Genomic DNA, 24,664 nt, shown 5'->3' with positions numbered 1-24,664 from the left:
GACCACAGATCCGACGTCCCCTCTCCGGGGCGCGGGCGCCCGCCGACACGGCCTCAGGTCGTGCGTAGCAACGGGATGAGCCCGCCGGCGAGCACCATCTCCACCTGCCGCGCGGAGAGCCGGTGCCGCGCAGGGTAGTCCTCGTCGCGGGTGGCGTTGTGCACCGTGAGCTCGTGGTGCCCGCCGAGAGTGTCGGGCACGTCGCTCAGGCGCAGCTCGTCGCCGGCGGCGACGGAGTCGTAGTCCCCCGGATCCGTGAACTCCAGCGGCAGGATTCCGAAGTTGACGAGGTTCTGCCAGTGGATCCGCGCGAAGGACTTCGCGAGGACCAGCCGCAGCCCGAGGTAGTACGGGGCGATGGCCGCGTGTTCGCGGGAGGAGCCCTGTCCGTAGTTCTCCCCGCCGACGATCACGTGCGGGCCGTCGTGCGCGGCGGCCCGCACCGAGTAGTCGGGATCGATCGCGTCGAACACGAAGTCCGCGAGCTTGGGGATATTCGAGCGGAACGGGAGCGCCCGGGCCCCGGCCGGACTGATCTCGTCGGTCGAGACGTCGTCGCCGAGCTTGATCATCACCGGGCCGGCCAGGTGCTGCGGCATCGGTGTGAGGTCGGGCAGCGTCGCGATGTTCTCGCCCTTGACCAGCTCGATCGCCGCCGCCTCCGCGGGTGGCAGCGGCTCCTCGAGCATCGCGCGGTTGACTGTGGCGTGATCGGGCAGCTCGATGGTCGGGTAGGCCATTCCGGCCGTCTCGGCCCAGTCGCGCGGGTCGGTGATGACGCCGGTCAGGCCGGAGGCGGCGGCCGTCTCCGGGGAGCAGAGCCAGACCGAGTCGTCGCTCGTGCCGGACCGGCCGGGGAAGTTGCGCGGCATCGTCCGCAGCGAGTTCGTGCCGGTCGCGGGGGCCTGGCCCATCCCGATGCAGCCCATGCAGCCGGCCTGATGGAGGCGGGCGCCGGCGCCGATGAGGTCGAAGGTGGCCCCCATCCGGGTGAGGTCCTGCAGCATGTTCCGGGAGGTCGGATTGACGTCGAAGCTCAGCCCGGGCGCGGTGCGCCGGCCCGCGAGCATCGCCGCGACCATCCCGAAGTCGCGCAGGCCGGGATTGGCCGAGGATCCCACGACGACCTGGGAGATCTCTCGCCCGGCGGCCGCCCGCACGGTCTGCACGTTGCCCGGTGAGGACGGCGCGGCCACGAGCGGTTCGAGGGTGCCCAGATCGATCTCGTCGGTGCGGTCCCACGTGGCCGGATCGTCGGCGTCGGCCGCGAGGAGCTCGGTGAAGTCGTCCTCGCGGCCGTGGGCGCGCAGGAACGATCGCACGGCCTCGTCCGCCGGGAAGACCGTCGTGGTGGCGCCGAGTTCGGCCCCCATGTTGGCGATGACGTGGCGGTCCATCGCGCTCAACTGCGACAGACCCGGGCCGTGGTACTCGATGATGCGGTTCCTCCCACCGGAGACACCGTGGCGTCGCAGCATCTCCAGGATGACGTCCTTGGCGCTGACCCACGGCGGGAGTTCTCCGGTGAGGCGCACGCCCCAGATCTCGGGCATGACGAGGTACAGCGGCTCGCCCGCGATCGCCATCGCCACCTCGAGGCCCCCGACCCCGATGGCCAGCATGCCCAGCGACCCGGCGGCCGGGGTGTGCGAGTCGGAGCCCACCATGGTCGCCCCCGGGCGCCCGAAGTGCTGCATGTGCGCCGGATGCGAGACTCCGTTGCCCGCCTGGGAGAACCACAGGCCCCACCGGCGGGCGGCCGAGCGCAGGAACAGGTGGTCCTCGGCGTTCTTGGCGTCGGTCTGCAACAGGTTGTGGTCGACGTACTGCACGGATACCTCGGTGCGCGCTCGATCGAGCCCCATCGCCTCGAGTTCGAGCATCACGAGGGTGCCGGTGGCATCCTGCGTGAGGGTCTGGTCGATGCGCAGTCCGATCTCCTGCCCGGGCGTCATCTCACCCGAGAGCAGGTGGGACTCGATGAGCTGGCGTGCCACGTTCGTCATGACGACCTCCCGGCCTCCTGGCCTCCTGGCCTCCCGGCCTTGCTGCCTCTCCAGGCTACGCGGCCGCGCCCGGGAGTCCAGGGGGCGAGCCCCGTCGAGATCACCACCGGCCGGCCGGCCGGTCGCGCGCGGCCCCGACCGGCCCCGCCGGCGAACCCGCAGACGGATGGGGTCGCACAATCATCTTGAGCTCGACATTCTTGAATGCGAGAATTCCGCGGTCGAGGAACATATCGAACATCGCCTTCGACTTCGTGAAGAATGTCACTCGTCAACCCTTTTCGAACGGGACCAAGGACCCGAGGAAATGTGGCGGCAGGCTGCAAGGATGGTCATATCCGAAATCCGGACCAACCAGGAGGCAATGATGAGCACCACCACTCGCCCGGTCCCCGCCACGGCGCCGCGGACCCAGGATGAGATCGTCACCCGCGCGGGCGTTCGCAGGGTGCTCGCCCTCGCCCGCGTCGTCATCGGCTTCACATTCCTGTGGGCATTCCTCGACAAGCTGTTCGGGCTCGGATATTCGACGCCGGCGGCCGGCGCCTGGATCAACGGCGGCACTCCCGCCCAGGGATACATCTCCGGAATCGACGGACCCTTCGCCGGATTCTTCGGCATCTTCGCCAACCCCTTCGGTGACGCATTGTTCATGGTGGGTCTGGCCGCCATCGGAATCGCGCTCATCGCGGGGGCCGGCCTGCGGATCGCGGCGGTGACGGGCACCCTGCTCATGCTCTTCATGTTCATGGCCGATCTGCCGGCCGCCACCGCGGTCGTCGACGGCGACCTGGTCCGGGGATCGACCAACCCGATCGTCGACTCCCACTGGCACGAGGCCCTGCTGCTCATCATCCCCGCCGTCACGCTCGCCGGCGACACGTGGGGCGCGGGACGCTGGTGGGCGCGCACGCCCCTCGTGCGCCGGCACCGCTGGCTCCGCTGAGGCCGCTCGCCCGGGCCGGGGTCCGCAAGCCGCGGGCCCCGGCCGTGCCGCTATCCTTCGCTGCAGGAGGACAGAGATGGCGAGATCGGTGACGCTTCACGACGTGGCCCGGGCGGCCGGCGTGTCGTTGGCGACCGCCTCGCGCGTGCTCAACGGCAGCGAGCGCAAGGTTGCGGCGACCTACCGCGACCGGGTGCTCGCCGCGGCGCGGGACCTGCAGTACACCCCGAACCTCTCGGCCCAGGCCGTGGCGCGTGGCCGGTCGAACAGCATCGGGCTCGTGGTCGCCGACATCGTCGACCCCTACTTCGCCGCCATCGCCGCCGGCGCGATGAGCGCCGCCGACGAGGCCGACGAGGCCGGCCTCGTCGTGACCATCTCGGTCACGGACCGCGATCCGGCCCGGGAGCTGAGCACCGTGCACGCCCTGCGCGGCCATCGGCCCCGCGCGCTCCTGCTCGCCGGTTCCCGCCCCACGGACCCGGCGGCGGACGCCGCGCTCGAGGCCGAGCTGCGCCACTTCGCCGACACCGGCGGCCGGGTCGTGCTCATCGCCGAGTCGACGATCGACTTCCCCTCCGTCCGCCTCGCCAACCATGCGGGGGCACGCGACCTCGGCCGGGCGCTGCACGGCCTCGGATACCGCCGGGCCGCCGTGCTCACCGGCCCGGCCGGGCTCATCACCCCGAGTGAGCGTGCGCGCGGATTCATCGACGGCTTCGGCCCCGCCCGGATCTACCGGGAGGACTTCAGCCGCGACGGCGGCCACCGCGCCGCCCGCCGCCTCCTCGACGACCTCGATGGCACCGATGATCGCGAGCCGACCGGCGACGTCGACCTCGTCTTCGCCGCGAGCGACGTCATGGCCGTGGGGGCGATGACGGCGCTGCGGGAGGCCGGCCGCGCGCCCGGCCGGGATCTCGGCGTGGCCGGCTTCGACGACGTCGCCACCATCCGCGACATCACCCCGGCACTGACCACGGTGCGCGTGCCGCTCGAGGCGATGGGCAGCGCCGCCGTCACCCTGGCCCTCGGCGAGCACGAACGACCCGATCCGGTCCACATCGCGGGCGAGGTCGTGCTGCGCGAGAGCACCCCCGCCCGACGCGCCTGACCTACGGGGCTTGCGTGCGTCGTCCGTTATCCCTACACTCTCGGGAAAGCGCTTACCCGATCGCGGCGCCATGCTGGGCCGAATACCGGCCCGAATACTGGGCCGAACGAAGCCATGCAGGGCCACACGGGAGCACACAGCACACCCCGGCCGCCACACGGCCGCCACGACGAAACGAGGACCACGTGCGCGAGATCGGCATCATCATGAACGGGGCGACCGGCCGAATGGGCTATCGCCAGCACCTGCTGCGATCGATCCTGGCGATCCGCGACGAGGGCGGGGTCGAACTGTCCGACGGCAGCCGCGTCCAGGTCGTGCCGATGCTCGTGGGGCGCACCGAGTCCAAGCTGGCGGAGCTCGCGCGCCGTCACGACCTCGAGCACTACACGACCGACCTCGACGCGGCGCTGGCCGACCCGCGCTGGCAGATCTACTCCGACTTCCTCGTGACCAAGGCCCGCGTGCCGGCGCTCAAGAAGGCGATCGCCGCGGGCAAGGACATCTACACCGAGAAGCCGACCGCCGAGACCTTCACCGAGGCGCTCGAGCTCGCCCGGCTCGCCCGCGCCGCCGGGGTCAAGAACGGCGTGGTGCACGACAAGCTGTACCTGCCGGGGCTACGCAAGCTCGCCCGGCTCGTGGAATCGGGCTTCTTCGGGCGGATCCTCTCCGTGCGCGGCGAATTCGGGTACTGGGTGTTCGAGGGCGACTGGCACCCGGCGCAGCGGCCGAGCTGGAACTACCGCAGCGAGGACGGCGGCGGCATCATCGTCGACATGTTCCCCCACTGGAACTACGTGCTCGAGAACCTCTTCGGCCGGGTCACGAGCGTGTACGCCCACGCCACGACCGAGATCCCCGAGCGCGTGGACGAGCACGGGGCCACGTATCGCGCGACGGCCGACGACGCCGCCTACGCCGTGTTCGAGCTCGAGGGCGGCATCACCGCCCAGCTCAACTCGAGCTGGACCACCCGCGTCAACCGCGACGAGCTCGTGGAGTTCCAGGTCGACGGCACGCTCGGCTCGGCGGTCGTGGGCCTGTTCGGCTGCAAGATCCAGCCGCGCACGGCCACGCCGCAGCCGGTGTGGAACCCGGACGTGCCCGACGCGATCGACTACGACGCCACGTGGGTCGAGGTTCCCGACAACGCCACGTTCGAGAACGGCTTCAAGGTGCAGTGGGAGGAGTTCCTGCGGCACGTGCTCGAGGGCGGACCGAACCCCTACGACTTCCTCTCCGGCGCCCGCGGGGTGCTGCTCGCCGAGGAGGGCCTGCGCAGCTCGAGCACCGGTACCCGGATCGCCCTGCCCGAGGTGACGCTGTGACGGACCTGCACCTCCTCGACGAGACCGGCGCGGTCACGAGTGTGCCGGCCGCCGCACCGGCCGGCCACGCCAAGCCCGCCGGCGACCTGCGCTCGCGGACGGTCTTCGCCGCCGCGCACGTCGTGCCCGAGCCGTGGGCGGACAACACCCCCGGCCGACCGGCCGAGATCGACTGGGACGCGACCCTCGCCTTCCGTCATCACCTGTGGTCGTGGGGCCTCGGCGTGGCCGACGCCATGGACACGGCCCAGCGGAACATGGGCCTGGACGACGCGGCCACCCGTGAGCTCATCCGCCGCAGCGCGGCCGAGGCGGCGAGCGTGGGCGGACAGCTCGTCGTCGGGGTGAACACCGACCACGTGGCCGACGAGGTGATCGGGCTCGACGACGTCGCGACCGCGTTCCGCCGCCAGCTCACCCACGCCGAGGACTGCGGTGCCGGGGTCGTGCTCATGAGCAGCCGGCACCTGGCCCGCGCGGCCGAGGGGCCGGCCGACTACGAGCGGGTCTACGGCGAGGTGCTCGCGGCCGCGGGCGCCCCCGTCGTGCTCCACTGGCTCGGCGAGGCGTTCGACCCGGCCCTGCGCGGCTACTTCGGCTCGACCGACTGGCGGGTCGCGGCCGACACCCTCGTGCGGATCATCGAGGCGGCGCCCGAGAAGGTGCGGGGCGTGAAGATGAGCCTGCTCGATGCCGCCTCCGAACTCGCGGTACGCCGGCGGCTGCCGGCCACCGCCACGATGTTCACCGGCGACGACTACCACTACGTCGACCTCATCGGCGGGGACGGTCCGGACGGGTCGGACCATTCCGACGCCCTGCTCGGCGCGTTCGCGGCCCTCGGCCCCTCGGCCTCGGCCGCGGTCCAGGCCCTCGACGCCGGAGACGAGGCGGCCTACCGGCGCATCCTCGGCCCGACCGAGGCGCTCTCCCAGCAGATCTTCGCCCCGCCCACGATGTATTACAAGACCGGGGTCGCGTTCATGTCGTGGCTCAACGGGCACCAGCAGGCCTTCTCGATGGTCGGCGGGCTGCACAGCGCCCGGAGCCTGCCGCACCTGTCGAGGATCGTCGAGCTCGCCAATGCGTGCGGGGCGCTCGAGCGGCCCGAGCTCGCGGCCCGGCGTTGGAACGACTACCTCGCCGTCCACGGGGTCACCGCCGGGGGTGCGCGATGACCCACCCACGTCTCTCCCTCAACCAGGCGACGATCAAGCACGCCACGCTCGCGGAGGCGCTCGAGACGAGCGCGGCCGCCGGATACGCCTCGATCGGCCTGTGGCGCGAGCCCGTGGCCGAGGTGGGCCTCGCCCAGGCCACCCGGATGGTGGCCGATGCCGGGCTGCGGGTCTCGAGCATGTGTCGCGGCGGCTTCTTCACCGCGCCCGAGGGCCCGGACCGGCGCGCCTCGATCGACGACAATCGGCGCGCACTCGACGAGACGGCCGCCCTCGGAGCGCCCGCGCTCGTGCTCGTGGCGGGCGGGCTGCCGGCGGGGAGCCGGGATCTCGTCGGAGCCCGGGAGCGGGTGCGCGAGGCGATCGGCGAGCTCGCCGAGCACGCCGCGGGTGTCGGCGTACAGTTGGCGATCGAGCCGCTGCACCCGATGTACGCCTCGGACCGGGCGGTGGTCTCCACGCTCGGGCAGGCCCTCGACATCGCGGAGGAGTTCCCGGCGGCGGCGGTCGGGGTGGTCGTGGACACGTTCCACCTGTGGTGGGATCCGGACATCGCGGCGCAGATCGCCCGGGCCGCTGGACGGATCTCGAGCTATCAGGTGTGCGACTGGGCCACTCCCCTGCCCGCCGACGTGCTCCTCGCCCGCCACTACCCCGGCGACGGCGTGATCGACTTCGAATTCCTCACCCGGGCCGTGCGGGCCGCCGGATACGCGGGTGACGTCGAGGTGGAGCTCTTCAACGCGGACATCTGGAACGCCCCGTTCGCCGACGTCGCGCGCCGCACGGCCGAATCGTTCGACCGGGTGGTGGCCCCGCACCTCTGAAGCCCCACATGGCTGGTGAGCGCTTGTGATCGACTCGTTGAGCGAACGCGTCCAAAGTGTCATACTCGTGCGAGCCCGTGGAGGACGGGCGTCGCCGACGACGAAGCGGACGAGACACCATGACGAGGTTCCCCTGGCTACGCACGGCCGCGACGACGTCCATCGGCGCCGTCGTCGGCGGACTTCTGCTCGGCGCCGGACTCACCGCCACGCCGGCCCGAGCCCAGGTGGGCGCCGGGGCCGAGCCGGCGGCCGACGCCCTGAGAGAGTGGATCGGGGCCGACGCCGCCAAGTTCGACCTCGCGCTCGTGACCGACCCCGATGACGCTGATGTCGGAGCTGCCGACACCTATACGGTGAGCGCCGCCGGCGGCCGGGTCTCGATCTCCGCGACGACTCCGGCCACGCTCCTGGCCGGCTTCAACGCCTACGTCTCCGCGGTGCTCCACCAGTCGGTCTCGTGGAACGGCTCGAGCCTCGACCTGCCGGACCGGCTGCCGGCGAGCGAGCCGCTCACCGGCAGCGCGAACGTCTCCCACCGGTTCGTGAACAACGACGTGGAGGACGGCTACACGGGGCCGTACCGCACGCTGGCCGACTGGCAACGCCTCGTCGACGTCTACGCGATGCACGGGCTGAACGAGGTGTTCATGCCGGTCGGCAGCGACGCCGTGTATGCCGAGCTGCTGAGCGAGTACGGCTACAGCGAGGCGGAGATCCTCGACTGGATCCCCCAGTCCGAGCACCAGCCGTGGTGGCTGCTTCAGAACATGTCCGGCGGCCCCGATCCGATGACGCGCGCACAGCTCGACGAGAACGCCGCACTCGGGCGACAGATCGCCGACTACATTCGCGACCTGGGCATGGTGCCCGTGCTGCCCGGCTACTTCGGAACCGTGCCGGCCGGCTTCGCCGAGAAGGTCGCCGGGGCGCGGATCGTGCCCCAGGGAGGGTGGGCCGGCGGCTACGACCGGCCGGACTGGCTCGACCCCACGAGCGCCCCGTTCGCCGCCGTCGCCGACACCTTCTACGACGCCTCGATCTCCCTGCTCGGGCCGACCACGATGTATAAGGCGGACCTGCTCCACGAGGGCGGGCGGCCGGGCGATGTCGACGTCGCCGCCGCCTCCGCCGCGGTGCAGGAGGCGATGCTGGAGGCGAACCCGGCGTCGATCTGGGTGCTGCTCGGCTGGCAGAACAACCCGCCGCAGCAGGTGATCGCCGGCGCCGACACGAGTCGCATGTTCATCGTCGACGGCCTCTCGGACCGCTACGGCTCCTCGAACCGCGACGCCGACTGGCACGGCACGCCCTATGCCGTCGGCACCATCTGGAACTTCGGTGGGCACACGACCATGGGGGCGAACCTCGGGGTGCTGGGCGAGCGCTACTTCGAGGCCCTCGACCGGGCCGGATCGGCGCTCGACGGCATCGCCATCCTGCCGGAGGCCGGCGAGAACAACCCCGCTGCATTCGACTTCGCGGCCGGGCTGGCCTGGCGGGACGAGCCCGCGGACCTGGGCGAGTGGTTCGCCGACTGGGCCCAGCGGCGCTACGGCATCGACGACCCGAACGCGCGCGCCGCGTGGGCGGTGCTCGGGCGTACCGCCTACGACATGCCCGCGGACGGGTGGAGCGAGGCGGCCGACTCGATCTTCGGCGCCCAGCCCTCGCTCACGGTCTCGACGGCGGCCGCGTGGTCGCCCGGGACGCAGCGCTACGACGTCGACGAATTCGCCACGGCGCTGCCGCTGCTGCTGGCGGCGGGCGCCGGCGCCCGCGCGAGCGAGACCTACCGGTACGACCTCATGGCGGTGGCCAGGCAGGTGCTCGCCAACCTCGACCGGCCGCTGCTCGCTCTCATCAGGTCTGCGTACGAGGACGGGCGCGCCGCCGACTTCGAGGAGCTCACCGCGCAGTGGCTCGCCGACCTCGACCTCATCGACCGGGTCGCCGGCACCGACGGCGGGCAGCTCCTCGGCCGCTGGCTCGAGGCCGCCCGGGTCGATGCACCGACTCCGGCCAGTGCCGGCGCCCAGGAGGCCGGCGCCCGTGCGATCGTCTCGTCCTGGACCGACCCGGCGGCCCCGTCGACCAACCTGAACGACTACGCGAACCGGCTGTGGAACGGCCTCGCGGGCGGCTATTACCGGGCCCGCTGGGGCGCCTATTTCGACCACCTGGCCGCTCAGCTCGCCGGGGAGGACTCGACCGCGCCGGACTTTCGGGCGATGGCCGCCGAGTTCGTGGCCGGCACCGCCCCGTACGAGCCGGACGACGGCTACCGGACGGCGCCCGGCGGGGATCTTCCGGCCCTCGCCCAGGAGGCGCTCGAGCGCTATTCCTGGGTGCGTGCCTATTCGCCCACGCCGACCCCGCTGCCGGCGCCGCCGGGGGCCGGGATCACCTACCTCTCGGAGATCGGCTTCGTGTCGGATCGCCACGACGACGCCTACGGGCCCACGGCTCGCAATACCGAGATCGGCGACGCGACCTCGCACGTGCGCAGGCCGATCACCGTGGCCGGGACCGTGTACGAGCGCGGGCTCGGCGTCAACTCCCCCTCGAGGATCACGTTCAACCTCGGCGCCGTGTGCACCCGCTTCGACGCGGTCGCCGGGATCGACGCGACCATGGACCAGCCGGGGAAGTCACCCGACGTCACCTTCACGGTGCTCGGTGACGGCCGGGAGCTGTTCACCTCCGGCTCCGTCACGAGCGGCGGGGTCGAGGTGGGCGTCGACGTGACCGGCGTGCGCCTGCTCACCCTCGATGTCGACCCGAACGGGAGCGAATGGTTCGACCGGGCCGACTGGGCCGACGCCCGGGTCACGTGCGGCGGCCAGATCCCGGCGCCGGCCCCGCCCGGCGAGGGCACGACCTACCTCTCGCATCTGCCGTTCCTAGAGGCCGACGTCGCCGACGTGGACGAGTTCGGGCCGGTCGCCCGGGACACCGCGATCACCGACGTGCCCACCCGGGTCACTCCCCCGATCACGATCGACGGCGTGACCTACGCCCGCGGACTCGGCGTGCAGGCGCCCACGACCCTGAGCTTCAACCTGGCCGGTCGGTGCTCGGTGTTCAGCGCCGACGTCGGCGTGGACGCGACGATGGACCTGCCGGGCAAGTCCCCCTCGGTCACCTTCGTCGTCTCCGGTGACGGGGAGCGGCTGTGGAGCAGCGTGGAGGTGACCGGCGGGCCGGCCGTCTCCGCCGTGGTGCCGGTCGACGGTATCGAGACCCTCACGCTTGCCGTCGATCCCGGCGCGGTCGACTGGTTCGACCGGGCCGACTGGGCCGACGCCCGGGTCACCTGCACGGACCCGGACTACGTCGCGCCGACGACGAGCGCGGGGCTCGCACCCGAGCAGCCCGCATCGGGATGGTACGCCGAGACGCCGACGCTCACCCTCTCCTCCGCCGACGCCGTCCGCATCGAGTACCAGCTCGACGGCGGGCCCTGGCAGGACTACACCGGCGCCCTCGCGTTCGAGGAGGGCACGACCCAGGTCGCCTTCCGCGGGTACGCGGGCACCGGGGCGCGCGAGCCGGCACAGTCGCTCACGGTCCGGGTCGATTCGACCGCCCCGCGGGTCGAGGCCGTGGTGGACGATCGGGTGGTCACCCTGTCGGCGAGCGACGAGGGCTCGGGCGTGGACCGAATCGAGTACTCCCTCGACGCCGGAGCCACGTGGGAGAACGCCGGCGGTCCGGTCCGTGCTCCCGACACGGGCATGACCCTCGCCTACCGCGCGGTCGACCTCGCCGGGAACGTGACGGTGGGCGCCGAGCCGGTCGTCGTCGAGGCGCTCCCGAACGGCGGAGACGACGGGAGTGACGGCCCGGACGACGGGAATGACGGCCCGGACGGCGGTTCGGACGGGTCGAACGGCGGTTCGGACGGGTCGAACGGTTCCGATGCCTCCGACGGATCGGACGGGTCCGTTGGTTCCGATGCCTCCGACGGTTCCGACGGGGCCGACGGGGCCGATGGTTCCGATGCGTCCGACGACACCACCGGCTCCGCGGATTCCGGCGGGTCGGCCGGCTCCGATGGTTCGGACGCCTCCGCCGGGTCGACGAGTTCCGGCGGGCCGGGGGCGGACGGCTCGAGTGGGACGGCCGGCTCGAGCGACTCGAGCGACTCGAGCGACTCGAGCGACTCAGGCGGCGCCAACGACTCGGACCGCTCCCCCGGCGGCGACGAACGGCCCGAGCCACTGGCCGATACGGGGATCGCGTCCGGGGCCACGGCCCTCGTGGTGCTCGCGGGCCTGCTCGCCCTCGTGGCCGGCGTCGCGGTGCGCTCGCGCCGAGGAGCCCGCGCCGCCGGGTGACCTCCCCGCGGCCCGCCCGTCAGAGGCGCGGGTCGCCGATGCGGCCGGCGGCCTGGATCCGCCGACGCCGCTCGGTGGCCGCGGCCAGGTCGGGTCGGTGGGAGCGGCGCTCGATCCGGCGGCCGACCCAGTCCTGCGCCAGCACGGTCGCGCGCAGCACGAGCCGCTCGGCGGTCGTGGCCGGCGCCGGGAGGTGCGCGGGGCGATGGGTGATCGTCGTGCTCATGTCAGGCTCCGTCGAGAGGCAGGGGGAAGGCGTCCGTGCGGATGGTCACGGTGCGCACGCCGGGGCCGCGCTGATCGCGGTGGGCGCGGGTGAACTCGTCCACGACCGCCTGCAGCCGGGCGGTGAGCTCGCTCAGCTGCTCGAGGGTCAGGTGCGTGGTCGAGGTGCTCACGACCGCGGCCTCGCTCCAGTCGTCGACGCCGGCGCGGATGCCGTGCTCGATGAAGTCGAGCAGCTGGCCGTGGCGACGGTTGAGGAACTCGGTCATGACGACCTGGCTCGCGGCGCGGCCGGCCGGGGTCTCGAGCGCCTCCGGGTTGACGAAGGAGACCGCCCCCTCGGGCCGCCGCCACCAGCGCTCCCGGCCCCGCCCCGTGCCCGGCGCCTCGACGATGAGACCGTGCTTCGCGAGGGCCCGCAGGTGATAGCTCGTCGAACCGGTGGACTCCCCCGTGAGGTCGGCCAGGGTCGACGCGGTCTGGGGGCCACGCTGGCTGAGGATGTCGAAGATCGCCACCCGGAGCGGATGGGCGAGGGCCCGAAGCGCGCCCGCGGCGAGCTGCGGGGGCTCGGGAACGGAAGCTGCGTCGTCCATAAGCACAAAGATACCTTTGCAGAGGATCCTTTGCAAGGATGCCTTTGCACTACGTCCGGCGCACCAGCCTCAGGTGTCGCGCCGGCCGGACCCCCCGTTGTCTCGGCGACGACGCTCCTCGGCCTGGCGAAGGCGTTCGAGCCGGATCAGGTCGGCGGTGACCATCGCCCGCTCCCCCGAGGCCGTGTGCTCCGGGCGCGGCTCGCCGCGGGGCTGGATGCGACCCGGTGTCATCGTGCGCAGCACGTCCTCGGCGTCCACGGCCGCGAGTTCGCCGGTGGCCTCGAGGTACCACTCGACCAGGGCGGGATCGCCGGTGTCGAGCCAGGCACCGGCCCCCTCGTCGGCATCGACCTCGCTCGACTCGAACACGAAGTCGTCCCCGTGGTCGGCGATCGCCCGTCGCACCCCCTGCGCGATCGCGGTGCGCGCGTACCGCTGGCGCAGGATGTACGGGTCGGTGTGCAGGTCGCGGGCCCAGGCGATCATGATGCCGATGACGATGATCGCGAACGGCAGCGCCGAGACCATCATGAGCGATTGGAGGCCGTTGAGCGCGTCCTGGCCACCCGCCAGCAGCAACGCGACCGCGGTGCCGCCGAGGAGCATGCCCCAGACGGCCGTCACCCACTTGGACGGGTCCGGCTTGCCGCGCTGGCTCATCGAACCCATGACGATCGAGGCCGAGTCGGCCGAGGTCACGAAGAACACGACGATCGAGATCATCGCGAGCACCGACGTGATCGCCCCGAACGGCAGCTTGCCGAGCATGTCGAAGAGCATCGCCTCGGCGGAGCCGGCCCCGCTGATGCCGTTCCCGGTGAGCTCGAGGTACATCGCGGTGCCGCCGAAGATGCCGAACCACAGCGCGCACACGAAGGCGGGCACCATGATGACCACGGTGACGAACTCCCGCAGGGTGCGCCCGCGGGAGATCTTCGCGATGAACAGGCCCACGAACGGCGTCCAAGAGACCCACCAGGCCCAGTAATAGGTGGTCCAGGCGGCCATGAACTCGGCGGTCTCGGGGCCCTCGTTCGGGTTGCGCACGAGCATCGTGCCGAGCTCACGGAAGAAGTCGATGATGCCGGCCGGGATGAAGTTGAGCAGGAACACGGTCGGTCCGGCGATGAACACGAACAGCGCCAGCACCCCGGCCACGACCATGTTGATGTTCGACAGCGCCCGGATCCCGCGCTTGACGCCGGAGACGGCCGAGACGATGAACGCCGCGGTGAGGGCCGCCATGACCGCGACGAGGAAGGTGTTGGTCACCGGCCCCGCGCCCGTGAGCACCTCGTAGCCCTGGCCGATCTGCAGCGCGCCGATCCCCAGCGAGATCGCGGTGCCGAAGAGGGTGACGATGATCGCGAAGATGTCGATGACCGCCCCCATCGCGCCCCGGGTGCGCTGCCCGAAGATCGGCTCGAAGATCGAGGAGATGAGCGCGCTGCGGCCGCGCCGGTAGGCGTTGTAGGCGATCGCGCCGCCGACGAGGGCGTAGAACGCCCACGCGATCGGGCCCCAGTGCAGCAGCGTCTGGGCCATGGCCGAGTGCATCGCGTCGACGGTGCCCGGATCGGCCCGCATCCCGTGCGGCGGGTCGAGGAAGTACGTGAGCGGCTCGTACGGGCCGTAGAACAGCAGGCCGATGCCCATGCCGGCGGAGAAGAGCATCGCCACCCACGACACGGTCGAGAACTCGGGCTCCTCGTCGTCGGCGCCGAGGCGAACCCCGCCCGTGCGCCCGTAGCCGAGCACGATCATGTACCCGGCGATGGCGATGGCGAGCAGCCCGAAGAGCCACCCGAAGTTGTCCGTGACCCACGCGAGCAGGAACGCCCCGGTCGAGGAGATGGTCCCCGGGGCGACGACCGCCCAGAGGATCACCCCCGCCACGAGCGCCCCCGCGATGGCGAACACGCGCACGTTCGTGGAGAACGACTTGCCCGTGCGCTCGACCCCGATCCCGGGGATGAGCGCGGGGTGGATGAGGCCCGGGCTCGGGCGCGTGACCTCCCGGATGACCCGGCGCACGGGCCCGTTCCGGGAGCCCCTCTTCCCGGTATGGCCTTCGGACTCGGACATGTTCACACCTTCACCCTCGACGATGAGACTCACGTCACACTAGCGCCATCTCCGGGCCGATGAAGCGCCCGTCCGGCCCGTGTCGGATTGCTCCCGCGCCCGGGCCGACGGGCGTCACACACAGGATCCGCGCGAAGGACTCGCCCGGGCAGGGGCCTGAGGCCCGGCCGAATCAGGCGGAGGGGTCGATCACGACCTTGAGGCCGCTGCGATTCGTCGCACGGATGAAGGCCCGATCGGCAGCGGCGAGCGGCGCCTGCTCCGAAACGATCGAACGGACGTCGACGTGCCCGGTCGCGACCAGGTCGATCGCGCGGGGGTACATCTCCTTCATCCGCCGGACCATGACGAGGGTGAGCCCCTTCCGGCGGGCCGGCCCGGCCGGGAAGGAGCTCGTGTCGTCGCAGGGTATCCCGCCGAGCAGCACCCGGGCGCCGGGCCGGGCGGCCGTGAGCGCGGTCGCGATCGCGGGATCGGTGCCCGCGAACTCGAGGACGACGTCGCAGCCGAGTCCGCTCAGCTCTCGCCAGGCCGCGGCACCGGCCTCCGTCGGCGCGAGCGTGGTGGCCGCACCGGCACGTTCGGCGGCTCGCCGGCGGTGGTCGAGGGGTTCGACGACGATGACCCGGCCCGCTCCCCCAGCCCGGGCGACCTGGATCGCGAGCAGCCCGATCGGGCCGGCTCCGATGACGGCCACGGTGTCGCCGACGCGGGCGTGGGCGAGGTCCCACGCATGCAGCGCGACCCCGAGGGGCTCGAGCATCGCGGCATCGGCAGCCGTGAACTCCGCTGGAACCGGGTGGAGGCTGCGCTCGGGCCAGGCGATCGCCTCCTGAAGCCCGCCGTCGGTCGTGCTGTGGCCTGCGAAGCGGACCTGTGGGCACAGGTTGCGGTGCCCTGCCTCACACATCGGGCAGAGGCGACAGGGGATCGCCGGATCGACCGCGACGACTCGGCCGTCGTACCTGCCGCCCTCCGCAACACCGGCGAACTCGTGCCCCGGAACGAGTGGTCGGGTGAGGCCCGCATCGCCGATGTGGCCCTCGGAGTACCAGTGCAGGTCGGAACCGCACAGACCCACGGCACCGACACGAACGAGACTCTCGCCCGGTCCGGGCACCGGCTCGGCCTCCACCGCGATCCGCAGATCGCCGGCGGCGTGGAGCCGGGCCACCCTCATCTCAGAGCCCCTCCTTGAGTCGGTAGTAGGCCTGATTCCAGCGTAGTTCCTTGAGGAAGCCTCGGGGCGTGGTCGCCTCGTCGATGACCGCCAGCTCCATCTCGGCGATCTCGGCGAAGTCCTCGAGCACGTCGAGATGGAGCTGGGTGGTCATCATCGTGTGGTGGGCGGCGCCGGCGGTGAGCCAGCACTCGGCGGACGTGGCGAAGGAGGGCTCCGGCTCCCAGACTGCGCGGGCGACGGGCAGCTTGGGCAGTTCGGCGTCGGGCCCGACGATCGTCACCTTGTTGGCGGTGAGACGGAACCGATCGCGCATGTCCGCCAGGGCGACGACCACGGCGGGCCCGTTGTCGGCGTCGAAGACCAGCCTCACCGGATCCTCCCGGTCGCCGATACCCAGCGGATGGATCTCCAGCCGGGGCGTGCCGCGCGTCAGGGAGGGGCAGACCTCGAGCATGTGCGCTCCGAGGATCTTCTCCCTGCCCGGGGTGAGCTCGTAGGTGTAGTCCTCCATGAGGGAGGCGCCACCGGGAAGGCCGTGCCCCATGACCTTGGCGAGTCGCACGAGGATCGCGGTCTTCCAGTCTCCTTCCGCGCCGAAGCCGTACCCGTCGGCCATGAGTCGCTGGACCGGCAGGCCCGGGAGCTGGCGGAGCCCGCCCAGGTCCTGAAAGTTCGTGGTGAAGGCGCCGAAGTCGCCCGACTCCAGGAAGGACCGCATCCCCAGCTCGATCCGGGCCCCGTAGCGGAGGGACTCCCGGCGGGCGCCGCCCTCGCGCAACTCGGGAACAACGTCGTACGCCTCGTCGTAGACCGCGACCAGGGAGTCGACGTCGTCCTCGTCGGCGGCGTCCACGCGGTCGACGAGGTCGTTCACGCCCCACGTGTTGGTGGAGACCCCGAGCCGCAACTCCGCCTCGGTCTTATCGCCCTCGGTCACGGCCACGTCGCGCATATTGTCACCGAACCGGGCGACCCGGAGGCCCGTCGCCTCGGCCCAGCCGGCCGCTGCCCGTACCCACGTGCCGACCCGTGCCTGTACTCCCGCGTCGCTCACGTGACCGACGACGGTCTTGCGGGAGATGCCCAGCCTGGTCGCGATGTAGCCGAACTCCCGGTCGCCGTGGGCGGCCTGGTTCAGGTTCATGAAGTCCATGTCGATGTCCGCCCACGGCAGCGCGACGTTTGCCTGCGTGTGCAGGTGGAGCAGCGGCTTGCGTAGCGCATCGAGCCCCTGGATCCAGGCCTTCGCCGGGGAGAAGGTGTGCATCCAGGCGATGACGCCGACACACGCGTCGTCGGAATTGGCGTCGAGGGCGATCCGCCGGATGCCGTCGCGTTCCTTGAGGATCGGTTTCCAGCGAACCGTCACCGGAATCGCGTCGGCGTCGTCGAGCACGGCGGCCAGGGTGCGGGAGTGCTCCATCACCTGGTCGAGGACGTCGTCCCCGTAGAGGTCCTGGCTCCCGGTGAGGAACCAGACCTCGCGGCGCTCGAACGGGTCGTGATTCATGCCTTCTTCTCCTTCGGCGACGAGGCGCCCTGTCCATAGACGTTCTGGTAACGGTCGTGCAGCGAATCGATGTGGCCCTGCGCGATCGGGAGTGGGTTGCCGAGCTGCCGGGAGAGGTGCACCGTACGCGCCACCTCCTCGACCATGACGGCCGCCTTGACCGCCGCACGCGCATCCGCGCCGACCGTGAAGGGCCCGTGATTGCGCATGAGCACCGCGGGCGAGCGACTGCCGGCGAGGGTCTCGACGATCCCGCGCCCGATCGAGTCGTCACCGATGATCGCGAACGGCCCGACCGGGACCGGCCCGCCGAACTCGTCGGCCATCATCGTGAGAACGCACGGGATCTCCTCTCCGCGAGCCGCCCAGGCCGTGGCGTACGTCGAATGGGTGTGCACCACTCCCCCGATCTGCGCCAGGTGCCGGTACACGTAGGCGTGGGCCGCCGTGTCGGAGGATGGAACGAGCGCGCCCGGGGTGCCGTCGTCGATCTTCGCGCCGTCGAGCGTGCACACGACCATCACCTCGGGGGTGAGCTCGTCGTAGGAGACGCCGGAGGGCTTGATCACGAAGAGGTCCGCGCCCGCGACGCGTTCCGACACGTTGCCGGCGGTCCAGACGACGAGATCGTTTCGCGGGAGCTCGGCATGCAGTCTGGCCACGCGTTCGCGCGCCGCCGCCACGGCCTCCTGCACAGCCGCGCTCTGTTCGCTCAGTCTCATGGTCTCCTCATCCCTTCGCTGCGGGAACGGCGCTGGTGGCGCCGACCGGTTCTCGCGCCACGACCGCGTCGCGACGGATCGCCTTGAGGCGGTGCATGACGTCGTTTCCGCCTCGACCGAAGTGATCGTGCAGAAGGCGGTACTCCGCATAGAGCTCGTCGTATCGGCGCGCCGCGGATTCGTTCGGCGTGTACGCGGCGATCGTGCGCCGTCCCATCGCGGCCGCGGCACCGCGGACGTCGGCGTAGGCACCCGCGGCCACGGCGGCGTGGATCGCGCTGCCGAGCGCCGGCCCCTGAGACGAGGTGATGGTCGAGAGCGGCAGTCGTGTGACGTCGGAGTACAGCTGCATGAGGAACGCGTTCCTGAGCAGACCGCCGGCCACGACGAGCTCGGTCACGGGCACGCCGGAGGACTCGAAGGCCTCGATGATCGCCCGGGTACCGAAAGCGGTCGACTCCAGCAGCGCCCGGTAGACGTCTTCGGGCCGGGTGGTGAGCGTCTGGCCGATCAGCAGGCCGGAGAGCTCGTGGTCCACCAGGGTCGAACGGTTCCCCGAATGCCAGTCGAGGGCGACGAGGCCGTGTTCGCCGACCTGCTGACCCGCGGCGAGGTCCGTGAGGTACTCGTGCAGGCTCTGTCCCCGCAACTCCGCCTCCTGCGCATACGCGGCGGGCACCTGGTTGTTCACGTACCAGGCGAAGATGTCGCCGACGCCGGATTGACCGGCCTCGTAGCCCCAGGCTCCGGTGAGGATGCCACCGTCGACCACTCCGCACATGCCCGGCACCTCGGCGAGAGTCTCGCCGTTCATCACGTGGCACGTCGAGGTACCCATGATCGCGACCATCTGCCCGGCGTCGACGGCTCCGGCGGCGGGTGCGGTCACGTGCGCGTCGACGTTGCCGACGGCGACGGCGATCCCGGCCGGCAGACCGGTCCAGGCGGCGGCCTCCGGGGTGAGCCGGCCGGCGGCCTGCCCGAGCTGCCCGACCGGCTGGTCGACCTTGTCGGCCACGAATCGGCCGAAGTCGGGGTTGAGGACGGTGAGGAACTCCTCGCTCGGGTACTCGCCGTCCTGGAGGATGCCCTTATATCCGGCGGAGCAGGCGTTACGAACGTACTCGCCACTCAGCTGCCAGACGATCCAGTCGGCCGCCTCGACCCACCTGTCCATGGCGGCGTAGAGCTCGGGGTCGTCCTCGAGCAGCTGCAACCCCTTGGCGAACTCCCACTCCGAGGAGATGAGGCCGCCGTAGCGACCGATCCAGGTTTCGCCGCGGACATGGGCAAGCTCGTTGATTCGGTCGGCGTGGGCCTGGGCCGCGTGATGCTTCCAGAGCTTGACGTAGGCGTGCGGCCGATCGCGGTATTCGGGCAGGTCGCACAGCGGGGTGCCGTCGGCCAGGGTGGGCACCATAGTGCAGGCGGTGAAGTCCGTGCCGATGCCGATGACGTCCCCGCCATCGACGCCCGCGTCGGCGAGAGCGGCCGGCACGGCGTGACGGAGCACGTCGATGTAGTCCCGCGGCACCTGGAGCGCCCAGTCCGGCGGGAGTGCGCGACCGTCACCGGCTGTGAGCTCGCGCTCCATCACGGCGTGGCTGTACGCATGCTCGGCACTGCCGAGTTCGGTGCCGTCGGCCACACGGACCACGACGGCCCGCCCGGAGAGCGTTCCGAAGTCCACTCCGACCACAAGCTCTCCCGCACGTTCGGCCATGATCTCTCCTTCGCGATCGAATCCATCTGAAGCGATGCGTGACGCTCGCCCCACACGACTAGTGTGAGCGCTAACATTCGCTCTGTCAAACGCGTCGCGCGGGCAATGGCCGGGCGCAGGCGGGGTGGCCCGTGGCTCTGCACGGAGCACCCCGCCTGCGCCGGGACGGGATCAGCGGGAGGGGGTCCCGCCCCGCCCACGACCCGTCATCGGGTCGCGAGTCCCCGCCGCCGGATCAGCACGCCCGCTGCGGTGGCCGTGATCATGAGCAGGCACAGGAACGCGACGCTGACGCCCGTGTCCGGGAGCCGCCCATCGCCCGACTCCGAACCGTCCGCGTCTCCCGACGCCGCTGCCGCCGTCGAGATGTCCTCCGCTCCCGCCGAGCCTGTGTCCGCACCGGCGGACGCACCATCGGACGACTGGTCCGCCGATCCTTCCGTCGGCTCGTCTGTCGGGTCACCGGTCGGCACGTCGGTCGGCTCGTCTGTCGGGTCATCGGTCGGCTCCTCGGTCGACCCCCCATCGGAGATGTCGCCGTGGACGACGACTCGGTCGACATTGATCCGCCCACTCTCCTCGGTCACCATGAGCGTGAGAACATGCTCACCCATCGGCAGCTGCTCGCTCTGCCAGATCAGCTGGTTACCGACCCGCTCACTTCCGTTGAAGTCCGCGGTACCGACACGACGGCCATCGATCATGACGTCGGTCTGGCCCTGCCGCGAATCACGCAGTCCGTAGAGATCGACGCGGTCGCCGACGAAGCGCAATGACACGGTGTCTCCCGGGTTGTCCGAGTAGGTCACCGACCCGTGGAAGAGCTGGGAGTTGTTGATGCAGCCCGGGCAGCTGAGCCAGCCGCTACCTCGGTAGTCGAATCCGCCGAGCCCCACTCCCTCCATCTGGTCATCGATCGAGCTGAGCGCACCATTATTCGGCACGACCTGGACACCGTTGACGACCACGCCACCACCATCGGCGGAACCGTTCACGACCTCGACCCGCAAGGTGTGGCTGCCGGCAGGCAGAATCGGCGTCCGCCACTCGACGGCGGCATCGTCACCGATTCGATCGAAGGAAAGCGTCTGCGGTTCGTTGCCGTCGATCGACACCAACGCGCTTCCACCGGTCGGAACCGCAAAACCCGTCAGTGTCCCCTGGACACCCTGGAATCCGAATTCCAGGACGTCCCCCGCCGTATTCGACGTCACGGCGGTGCCGTCCGCAGACGCATCGACCTCGGGAGCGTCGACCACGCGGCAGTCGTCGCCGCCGAATTCACAAGGCTCCCAGCCGGATCCGGACACGGCGACGGCGCCATCCGATACATGCACGAACTCGAGCGGCGCGAGCGGCTCGATCGCGAGATCGGCGAATTGCGTGGGGGCATACCCACTGGCCACCCCGGCCATGCCGCTGGCCCAGGTCGCGTCCTCGACCTGGACGACCTCGACATCGTCGATGAGACCCGAGATCCGATCCTCGTCGAAGCGGATCGTGAGCCGGTGCCAGCCTTCATCCACGCCCTCGGTCGCGCCGGTCGCCAACTCGACGATCTCCTTCCCGCCGAGTTCACCTCGGCTCAACGTCCAGTGCCCCTCGGCATCCAACGAGAATCCGTATCCGTTCGGAACCGGCTGCATCGCATCGTTCGACAACCGCCCCAGCACCTCCCCGGCCCCGCCGGCAGGAATCCAGACGTCCGCACTCACCTGGTAGTCGGCCCACGCCAGATCGCCGAGCAGGGCCGTCGGCTTGGTCCACGGCGCCCACCCGATGGCGGGGCGCGGGGATACCTGGGTCAGACATTCCCCATCGCGCCCACCGACGCAGTCACGCACCTCGAACGCCCCCTCCATCTGTGAGAGATAGGGCGTCTGTCCCGAGGGCCCGCCGTCGGACAGCGAATTGTGGTACGGGAACGGGAATGCCGACTCGTTCTTTCCGACGGCCGTGCCCTTGCCCTGCCCGGTCGTCGTGGTCAACGTGACGACGGAGTCCGCAGGGATCGTGACCTCGACGAATCCATCTGCATCGGGGGTGAGATCATCCTTCTGACTGAACCACTCGTTCTCGGTCGACTGCCAGACATGAATCGTGTCGCCGATCAGCTCATCGTCGACGCTGATTCGCATGGTCTGGGAGTCCTCCGTCGCGATCCGGTCGATCACCATCGACCAGTCGCCGGTATCAGGAGCACGTCTCGTCACGTAGCTTCCCTTGAGAATGTCATCCTCGTCGAAGTGCGCGCTCGAATTGTCCAGGTAAAGCCATCCCGGGCTCACGAACTGAGTCGTGTGCGCGACGGTCCAGATCGCCGCCTGCACCTGATAGGCGCCCGACCACGGCGTGTTCGAACGCATGAGCCCGGCATCGGAGATGCTCAAGCCGTCATAGTATGCGGTAAGCAGATTCCAAAATTGGACGCCCGTGATCTGGCCACGGAGGTACGAGTTGTTGAGGAGGGAGGAAATCGCCCGCGGCGGGCCACCTGCTCCCCATTCGGCCGACCACGGCCCCCCTTCCGAGATCCACAACGGCTTATCGAGCGCCTGGGCGGTCTCCGAGCTCGGCCCGAAGGAGTAGTGGTTGCCGAGAACGTCGACGGCGTCCCGCAGCTCGGCGTTCTCCGCCATATCAACAGCAATCGGCCACTCACCCTTGACCGCGGCCTCGTCGGATGCAACGATCCGGACGTCCTCGTACCCCGCGGCATCGAGCGCGGCACGGAACTTGATCACCCATTCGACGTCGTAGGTGCGTTCGTTGCGCACACCCATGTTATCGATGTTCAGACCATATTCATCTGCACATCCGAGCCAGTTGAGGAAGTAGTCGATCGTCGCGTCGGAGAAGTATCCGCCTTCGTCTTCCAGCCATCCGGGAGCCCCCCATGCGAGGCCACCCAGGTTGATGTCCGGATTCCGCTCGACGGCCTCCTGCATCAACCACCATTCGTAGCCGGTCTCACAGTTGACGACGTCGGGCACGTGCATGTGGCTCGACTCCGAGCCGTCGGTCGCATTCGTGTCGCCCCCGATCTCGACCTTGAGCATCTCCAGCGAGGCCCCGTATCCCGGTAGGAACAGATAGTCGAGCACTTGGGAGCGCTGCGGCTCCGGGTAGTCGAGCAGAAGTCGCGTCGTGGCCCCTCCCCCGGACACGGCTCCCACTCCGTCGTACGTACGCCCCACCACGCTCGCGTCGACCTCGACGTCGATGACGTCGTCGTCGGCCTGAGCCTCGGGCGCAAGCGCCGTGGAGGCCCCGAGGAGCCCGGCTGTCGCCATGGCCGCCGTCGCCGCGAGCCCAACGGCTCTCGCTCCGAACGACGGTCTCCTCGATCCCCTGTATACATCCGTATGAGATTGCTTGGTCATCTTCCTCGGTGCCTCCCCGTACTGGTTGTGATCTTCGTTGACACGCTGCCGGACGACATCTCTGTGGCTCAACCGGCATCCCGATGTTAGCGCTAACGTTCGCGCTGTCAAGACCCGTCGGCATCCGTGGCATCGGCGTCGACCGGGCACGCCGGGAGCCCAACCACGCACCCTCCCTGTTCCCGTCGACGCAGTCCCGGAGTAGGTGCCGACGGGTGGCACACCGACTATCATGCCGATCAGGCATCACTCGACGGCCGGAACGGAACGGATCTCGTGTTCGAGGCGGCTTCCGGGACCTCCCAGCGTCCGAGGATGACGCAGAAGCGCGACCGATCCAGGCATCGGTGGCGGCTTCGCACCGCACGCTCCCATCCACGCTCGAACTGGACAGTTACGAAAATGGCGAAAGCACCCGTCATGGCCGACGTGGCCGCACGCGCCGGAGTCTCACACCAAACCGTGTCACGAGTACTCAACAGTCCGACCCTCGTCCGGCCGGAGACTCGTCGACGAGTCCTCGAGGCGATCGAGGAGATGGGGTACCGGCGAAACCTGTCCGCGCGTGCTCTTGCCACGAACCGCACGCGCCTCATCGGGGTGGTCAACCCATCCGTCACGCACTTCGGACCGAGCCATATGGCGATGGCGATCCAAGACGCCGCCCGGGCGTCCGGGTACGCGACCATCTCGGCCGGCACGGACAGCGAGACGAGCAGCCTGTCTCCAACCTTGGACTTCTTCCTCGACCTTGCTGTCGACGGTCTCATCGTCGTGGCCCCGACTACTGAGATGGCCGAAGCGACACGCGACCTGGCGGACACACTCCCCGTCGTCATCATCGCTCCCGGTCTCACCTCCCCCGCCCCCATGCACGTCGTCGCGGTCGACCACGATTTCGGCGCACGCCTTGCCACCGGGCACCTCGCCTCCCTCGGTCACGAGCACATCGCGCACGTGAGCGGACCCCTCAACTGGTTCGACGCGCGCGCCCGGCTGGAGGGGTGGCGCGCGGAGCTGACCGATGCCGGACTGTCGACCGCACACCTGCTCCACGCCGGTTGGGGCGCCGACGACGGGTACGACGCCGGCCTCGAGCTGCTCCGCCGACACCGGGAGATCACGGCCGTGTTCGCGGCGAACGACCTTCTCGCCCTCGGCCTCATGCGGAGATTCAACGAAGTGGGTCTCCGCGTCCCGGAGGACGTCTCCGTCGTCGGCTACGACGACATCTCCGGCGCCGACTATTACCAGCCCCCTCTCACGACCGTGCGACAGCCGTTCGACGCGGTCGGCCACAAGGCGATCGACGTGCTCCTTGCAGCGATCGATGGAAGCATGTCGACGCAATCGCTCATCCACCCCCGCCTCGTCGTCCGAGGTTCGACAGGTCGCCGCCTCTAGCCGGCGACCACTCCCCCGGCCACGCAACGGCCGCGGGGCCATCGGCGGATTCCCTCCTACGCGAAGCGTCCACCGGGCGCCGTGAGGC

General features: G+C 70.4%; 17 protein-coding genes. 7 read left to right on the top strand and 10 right to left on the bottom strand.

The window, feature by feature from the left end; translation table 11 throughout:
* Positions 1–53 precede the first annotated feature (53 nt).
* Together GCG21_RS06865 and GCG21_RS16200 are read right to left on the bottom strand one after the other, a co-directional pair.
* Positions 54–2,006 (bottom strand): aconitate hydratase, encoded by a 1,953-nt coding sequence (locus GCG21_RS06865; protein ID WP_152818535.1) that lies wholly within the window; start codon positions 2,004–2,006, stop codon positions 54–56.
* A gap of 100 nt (positions 2,007–2,106) precedes the next feature.
* Positions 2,107–2,274, bottom strand: a complete 168-nt coding sequence (locus tag GCG21_RS16200; protein WP_194164976.1) for a hypothetical protein — start codon at positions 2,272–2,274, stop codon at positions 2,107–2,109.
* Between the two features lie 99 nt (positions 2,275–2,373).
* Between GCG21_RS16200 and GCG21_RS06860 the strand changes: the two genes are divergently transcribed.
* The 6 genes from GCG21_RS06860 (at position 2,374) to GCG21_RS06835 (ending at position 11,742) form a co-directional block, all read left to right on the top strand.
* Positions 2,374–2,952, top strand: a complete 579-nt coding sequence (locus tag GCG21_RS06860; RefSeq protein WP_152818533.1) for a DoxX family protein — start codon at positions 2,374–2,376, stop codon at positions 2,950–2,952.
* A gap of 76 nt (positions 2,953–3,028) precedes the next feature.
* Complete coding sequence (locus tag GCG21_RS06855) at positions 3,029–4,066, top strand: LacI family DNA-binding transcriptional regulator (protein WP_152818531.1); 1,038 nt, start codon at positions 3,029–3,031, stop codon at positions 4,064–4,066.
* A gap of 185 nt (positions 4,067–4,251) precedes the next feature.
* Positions 4,252–5,397 carry a Gfo/Idh/MocA family protein gene (locus GCG21_RS06850; RefSeq protein WP_370517361.1) on the top strand — a complete coding sequence of 382 codons (1,146 nt, stop codon included), beginning with the start codon at positions 4,252–4,254 and terminating at the stop codon, positions 5,395–5,397.
* Positions 5,394–6,575, top strand: coding sequence for a dihydrodipicolinate synthase family protein (locus GCG21_RS06845; RefSeq protein ID WP_370517360.1), 1,182 nt, complete (start codon positions 5,394–5,396; stop codon positions 6,573–6,575). Before GCG21_RS06850 ends, GCG21_RS06845 begins: the two co-directional genes overlap by 4 nt.
* Entirely contained in the window at positions 6,572–7,402 is an 831-nt protein-coding gene (locus GCG21_RS06840) for a sugar phosphate isomerase/epimerase (protein WP_152818529.1), read from the top strand. Before GCG21_RS06845 ends, GCG21_RS06840 begins: the two co-directional genes overlap by 4 nt.
* A gap of 119 nt (positions 7,403–7,521) precedes the next feature.
* On the top strand, positions 7,522–11,742 hold the full coding sequence (locus GCG21_RS06835; RefSeq protein WP_152818528.1) for an alpha-N-acetylglucosaminidase TIM-barrel domain-containing protein: 4,221 nt from the start codon (positions 7,522–7,524) through the stop codon (positions 11,740–11,742).
* A 19-nt stretch (positions 11,743–11,761) separates the two neighbouring features.
* On the opposite strand, the gene GCG21_RS06830 is transcribed toward GCG21_RS06835, so the two are convergent.
* The 8 genes from GCG21_RS06830 to GCG21_RS06795 form a co-directional block, all read right to left on the bottom strand.
* Positions 11,762–11,968, bottom strand: coding sequence for a hypothetical protein (locus GCG21_RS06830; protein ID WP_152818527.1), 207 nt, complete (start codon positions 11,966–11,968; stop codon positions 11,762–11,764).
* Between the two features lies 1 nt (position 11,969).
* Complete coding sequence (locus GCG21_RS06825) at positions 11,970–12,563, bottom strand: helix-turn-helix domain-containing protein (protein ID WP_152818526.1); 594 nt, start codon at positions 12,561–12,563, stop codon at positions 11,970–11,972.
* A 69-nt stretch (positions 12,564–12,632) separates the two neighbouring features.
* Positions 12,633–14,651, bottom strand: a complete 2,019-nt coding sequence (locus GCG21_RS06820) for a BCCT family transporter (protein WP_152818525.1) — start codon at positions 14,649–14,651, stop codon at positions 12,633–12,635.
* Between the two features lie 172 nt (positions 14,652–14,823).
* Positions 14,824–15,831: a zinc-binding dehydrogenase gene (locus GCG21_RS06815; RefSeq protein WP_152818524.1), complete on the bottom strand. Its 1,008-nt coding sequence runs from the start codon at positions 15,829–15,831 to the stop codon at positions 14,824–14,826.
* Position 15,832: 1 nt separating this feature from the next.
* Positions 15,833–17,344: an L-arabinose isomerase gene (gene araA, locus GCG21_RS06810; RefSeq protein ID WP_152818523.1), complete on the bottom strand. Its 1,512-nt coding sequence runs from the start codon at positions 17,342–17,344 to the stop codon at positions 15,833–15,835.
* Positions 17,341–18,066 (bottom strand): L-ribulose-5-phosphate 4-epimerase, encoded by a 726-nt coding sequence (locus tag GCG21_RS06805; RefSeq protein ID WP_152818522.1) that lies wholly within the window; start codon positions 18,064–18,066, stop codon positions 17,341–17,343. Before GCG21_RS06805 ends, araA begins: the two co-directional genes overlap by 4 nt.
* 7 nt (positions 18,067–18,073) lie before the next feature.
* Complete coding sequence (araB, locus tag GCG21_RS06800) at positions 18,074–19,789, bottom strand: ribulokinase (protein ID WP_152818521.1); 1,716 nt, start codon at positions 19,787–19,789, stop codon at positions 18,074–18,076.
* 206 nt (positions 19,790–19,995) lie between these two features.
* The gene (locus tag GCG21_RS06795; RefSeq protein WP_194164975.1) at positions 19,996–23,082 is read right to left on the bottom strand and encodes a hypothetical protein; all 3,087 of its coding nucleotides are present in this window, start codon (positions 23,080–23,082) and stop codon (positions 19,996–19,998) included.
* Positions 23,083–23,574: 492 nt separating this feature from the next.
* Here GCG21_RS06795 and GCG21_RS06790 point away from each other — a divergent pair, with 492 nt between their 5' ends.
* Complete coding sequence (locus tag GCG21_RS06790; RefSeq protein ID WP_194164974.1) at positions 23,575–24,576, top strand: LacI family DNA-binding transcriptional regulator; 1,002 nt, start codon at positions 23,575–23,577, stop codon at positions 24,574–24,576.
* Positions 24,577–24,664: the final 88 nt, after the last annotated feature.

The organism is Pseudactinotalea sp. HY160 (assembly GCF_009372055.1).
Taxonomy (GTDB): Bacteria; Actinomycetota; Actinomycetes; order Actinomycetales; family Beutenbergiaceae; genus HY158.
The sequence above is the reverse complement of the archived record's forward strand: the minus strand, read 5'-3'. Positions and strand labels throughout refer to the sequence as shown.

Coding starts and splice junctions, on each gene's coding strand:
- GCG21_RS06815 (WP_152818524.1), bottom strand. CDS start 15,831: ATGAGGGTGGCCCGGCTCCACGCCGCCGGCGATCTGCGGATCGCGGTG.
- GCG21_RS06835 (WP_152818528.1), top strand. CDS start 7,522: ATGACGAGGTTCCCCTGGCTACGCACGGCCGCGACGACGTCCATCGGC.
- GCG21_RS06860 (WP_152818533.1), top strand. CDS start 2,374: ATGAGCACCACCACTCGCCCGGTCCCCGCCACGGCGCCGCGGACCCAG.
- araB (WP_152818521.1), bottom strand. CDS start 19,789: ATGGCCGAACGTGCGGGAGAGCTTGTGGTCGGAGTGGACTTCGGAACG.
- GCG21_RS06790 (WP_194164974.1), top strand. CDS start 23,575: ATGGCGAAAGCACCCGTCATGGCCGACGTGGCCGCACGCGCCGGAGTC.
- GCG21_RS06865 (WP_152818535.1), bottom strand. CDS start 2,006: ATGACGAACGTGGCACGCCAGCTCATCGAGTCCCACCTGCTCTCGGGT.
- araA (WP_152818523.1), bottom strand. CDS start 17,344: ATGAATCACGACCCGTTCGAGCGCCGCGAGGTCTGGTTCCTCACCGGG.
- GCG21_RS06855 (WP_152818531.1), top strand. CDS start 3,029: ATGGCGAGATCGGTGACGCTTCACGACGTGGCCCGGGCGGCCGGCGTG.
- GCG21_RS06825 (WP_152818526.1), bottom strand. CDS start 12,563: ATGGACGACGCAGCTTCCGTTCCCGAGCCCCCGCAGCTCGCCGCGGGC.
- GCG21_RS06830 (WP_152818527.1), bottom strand. CDS start 11,968: ATGAGCACGACGATCACCCATCGCCCCGCGCACCTCCCGGCGCCGGCC.
- GCG21_RS06805 (WP_152818522.1), bottom strand. CDS start 18,066: ATGAGACTGAGCGAACAGAGCGCGGCTGTGCAGGAGGCCGTGGCGGCG.
- GCG21_RS06795 (WP_194164975.1), bottom strand. CDS start 23,082: ATGGCGACAGCCGGGCTCCTCGGGGCCTCCACGGCGCTTGCGCCCGAG.
- GCG21_RS06820 (WP_152818525.1), bottom strand. CDS start 14,651: ATGTCCGAGTCCGAAGGCCATACCGGGAAGAGGGGCTCCCGGAACGGG.
- GCG21_RS06840 (WP_152818529.1), top strand. CDS start 6,572: ATGACCCACCCACGTCTCTCCCTCAACCAGGCGACGATCAAGCACGCC.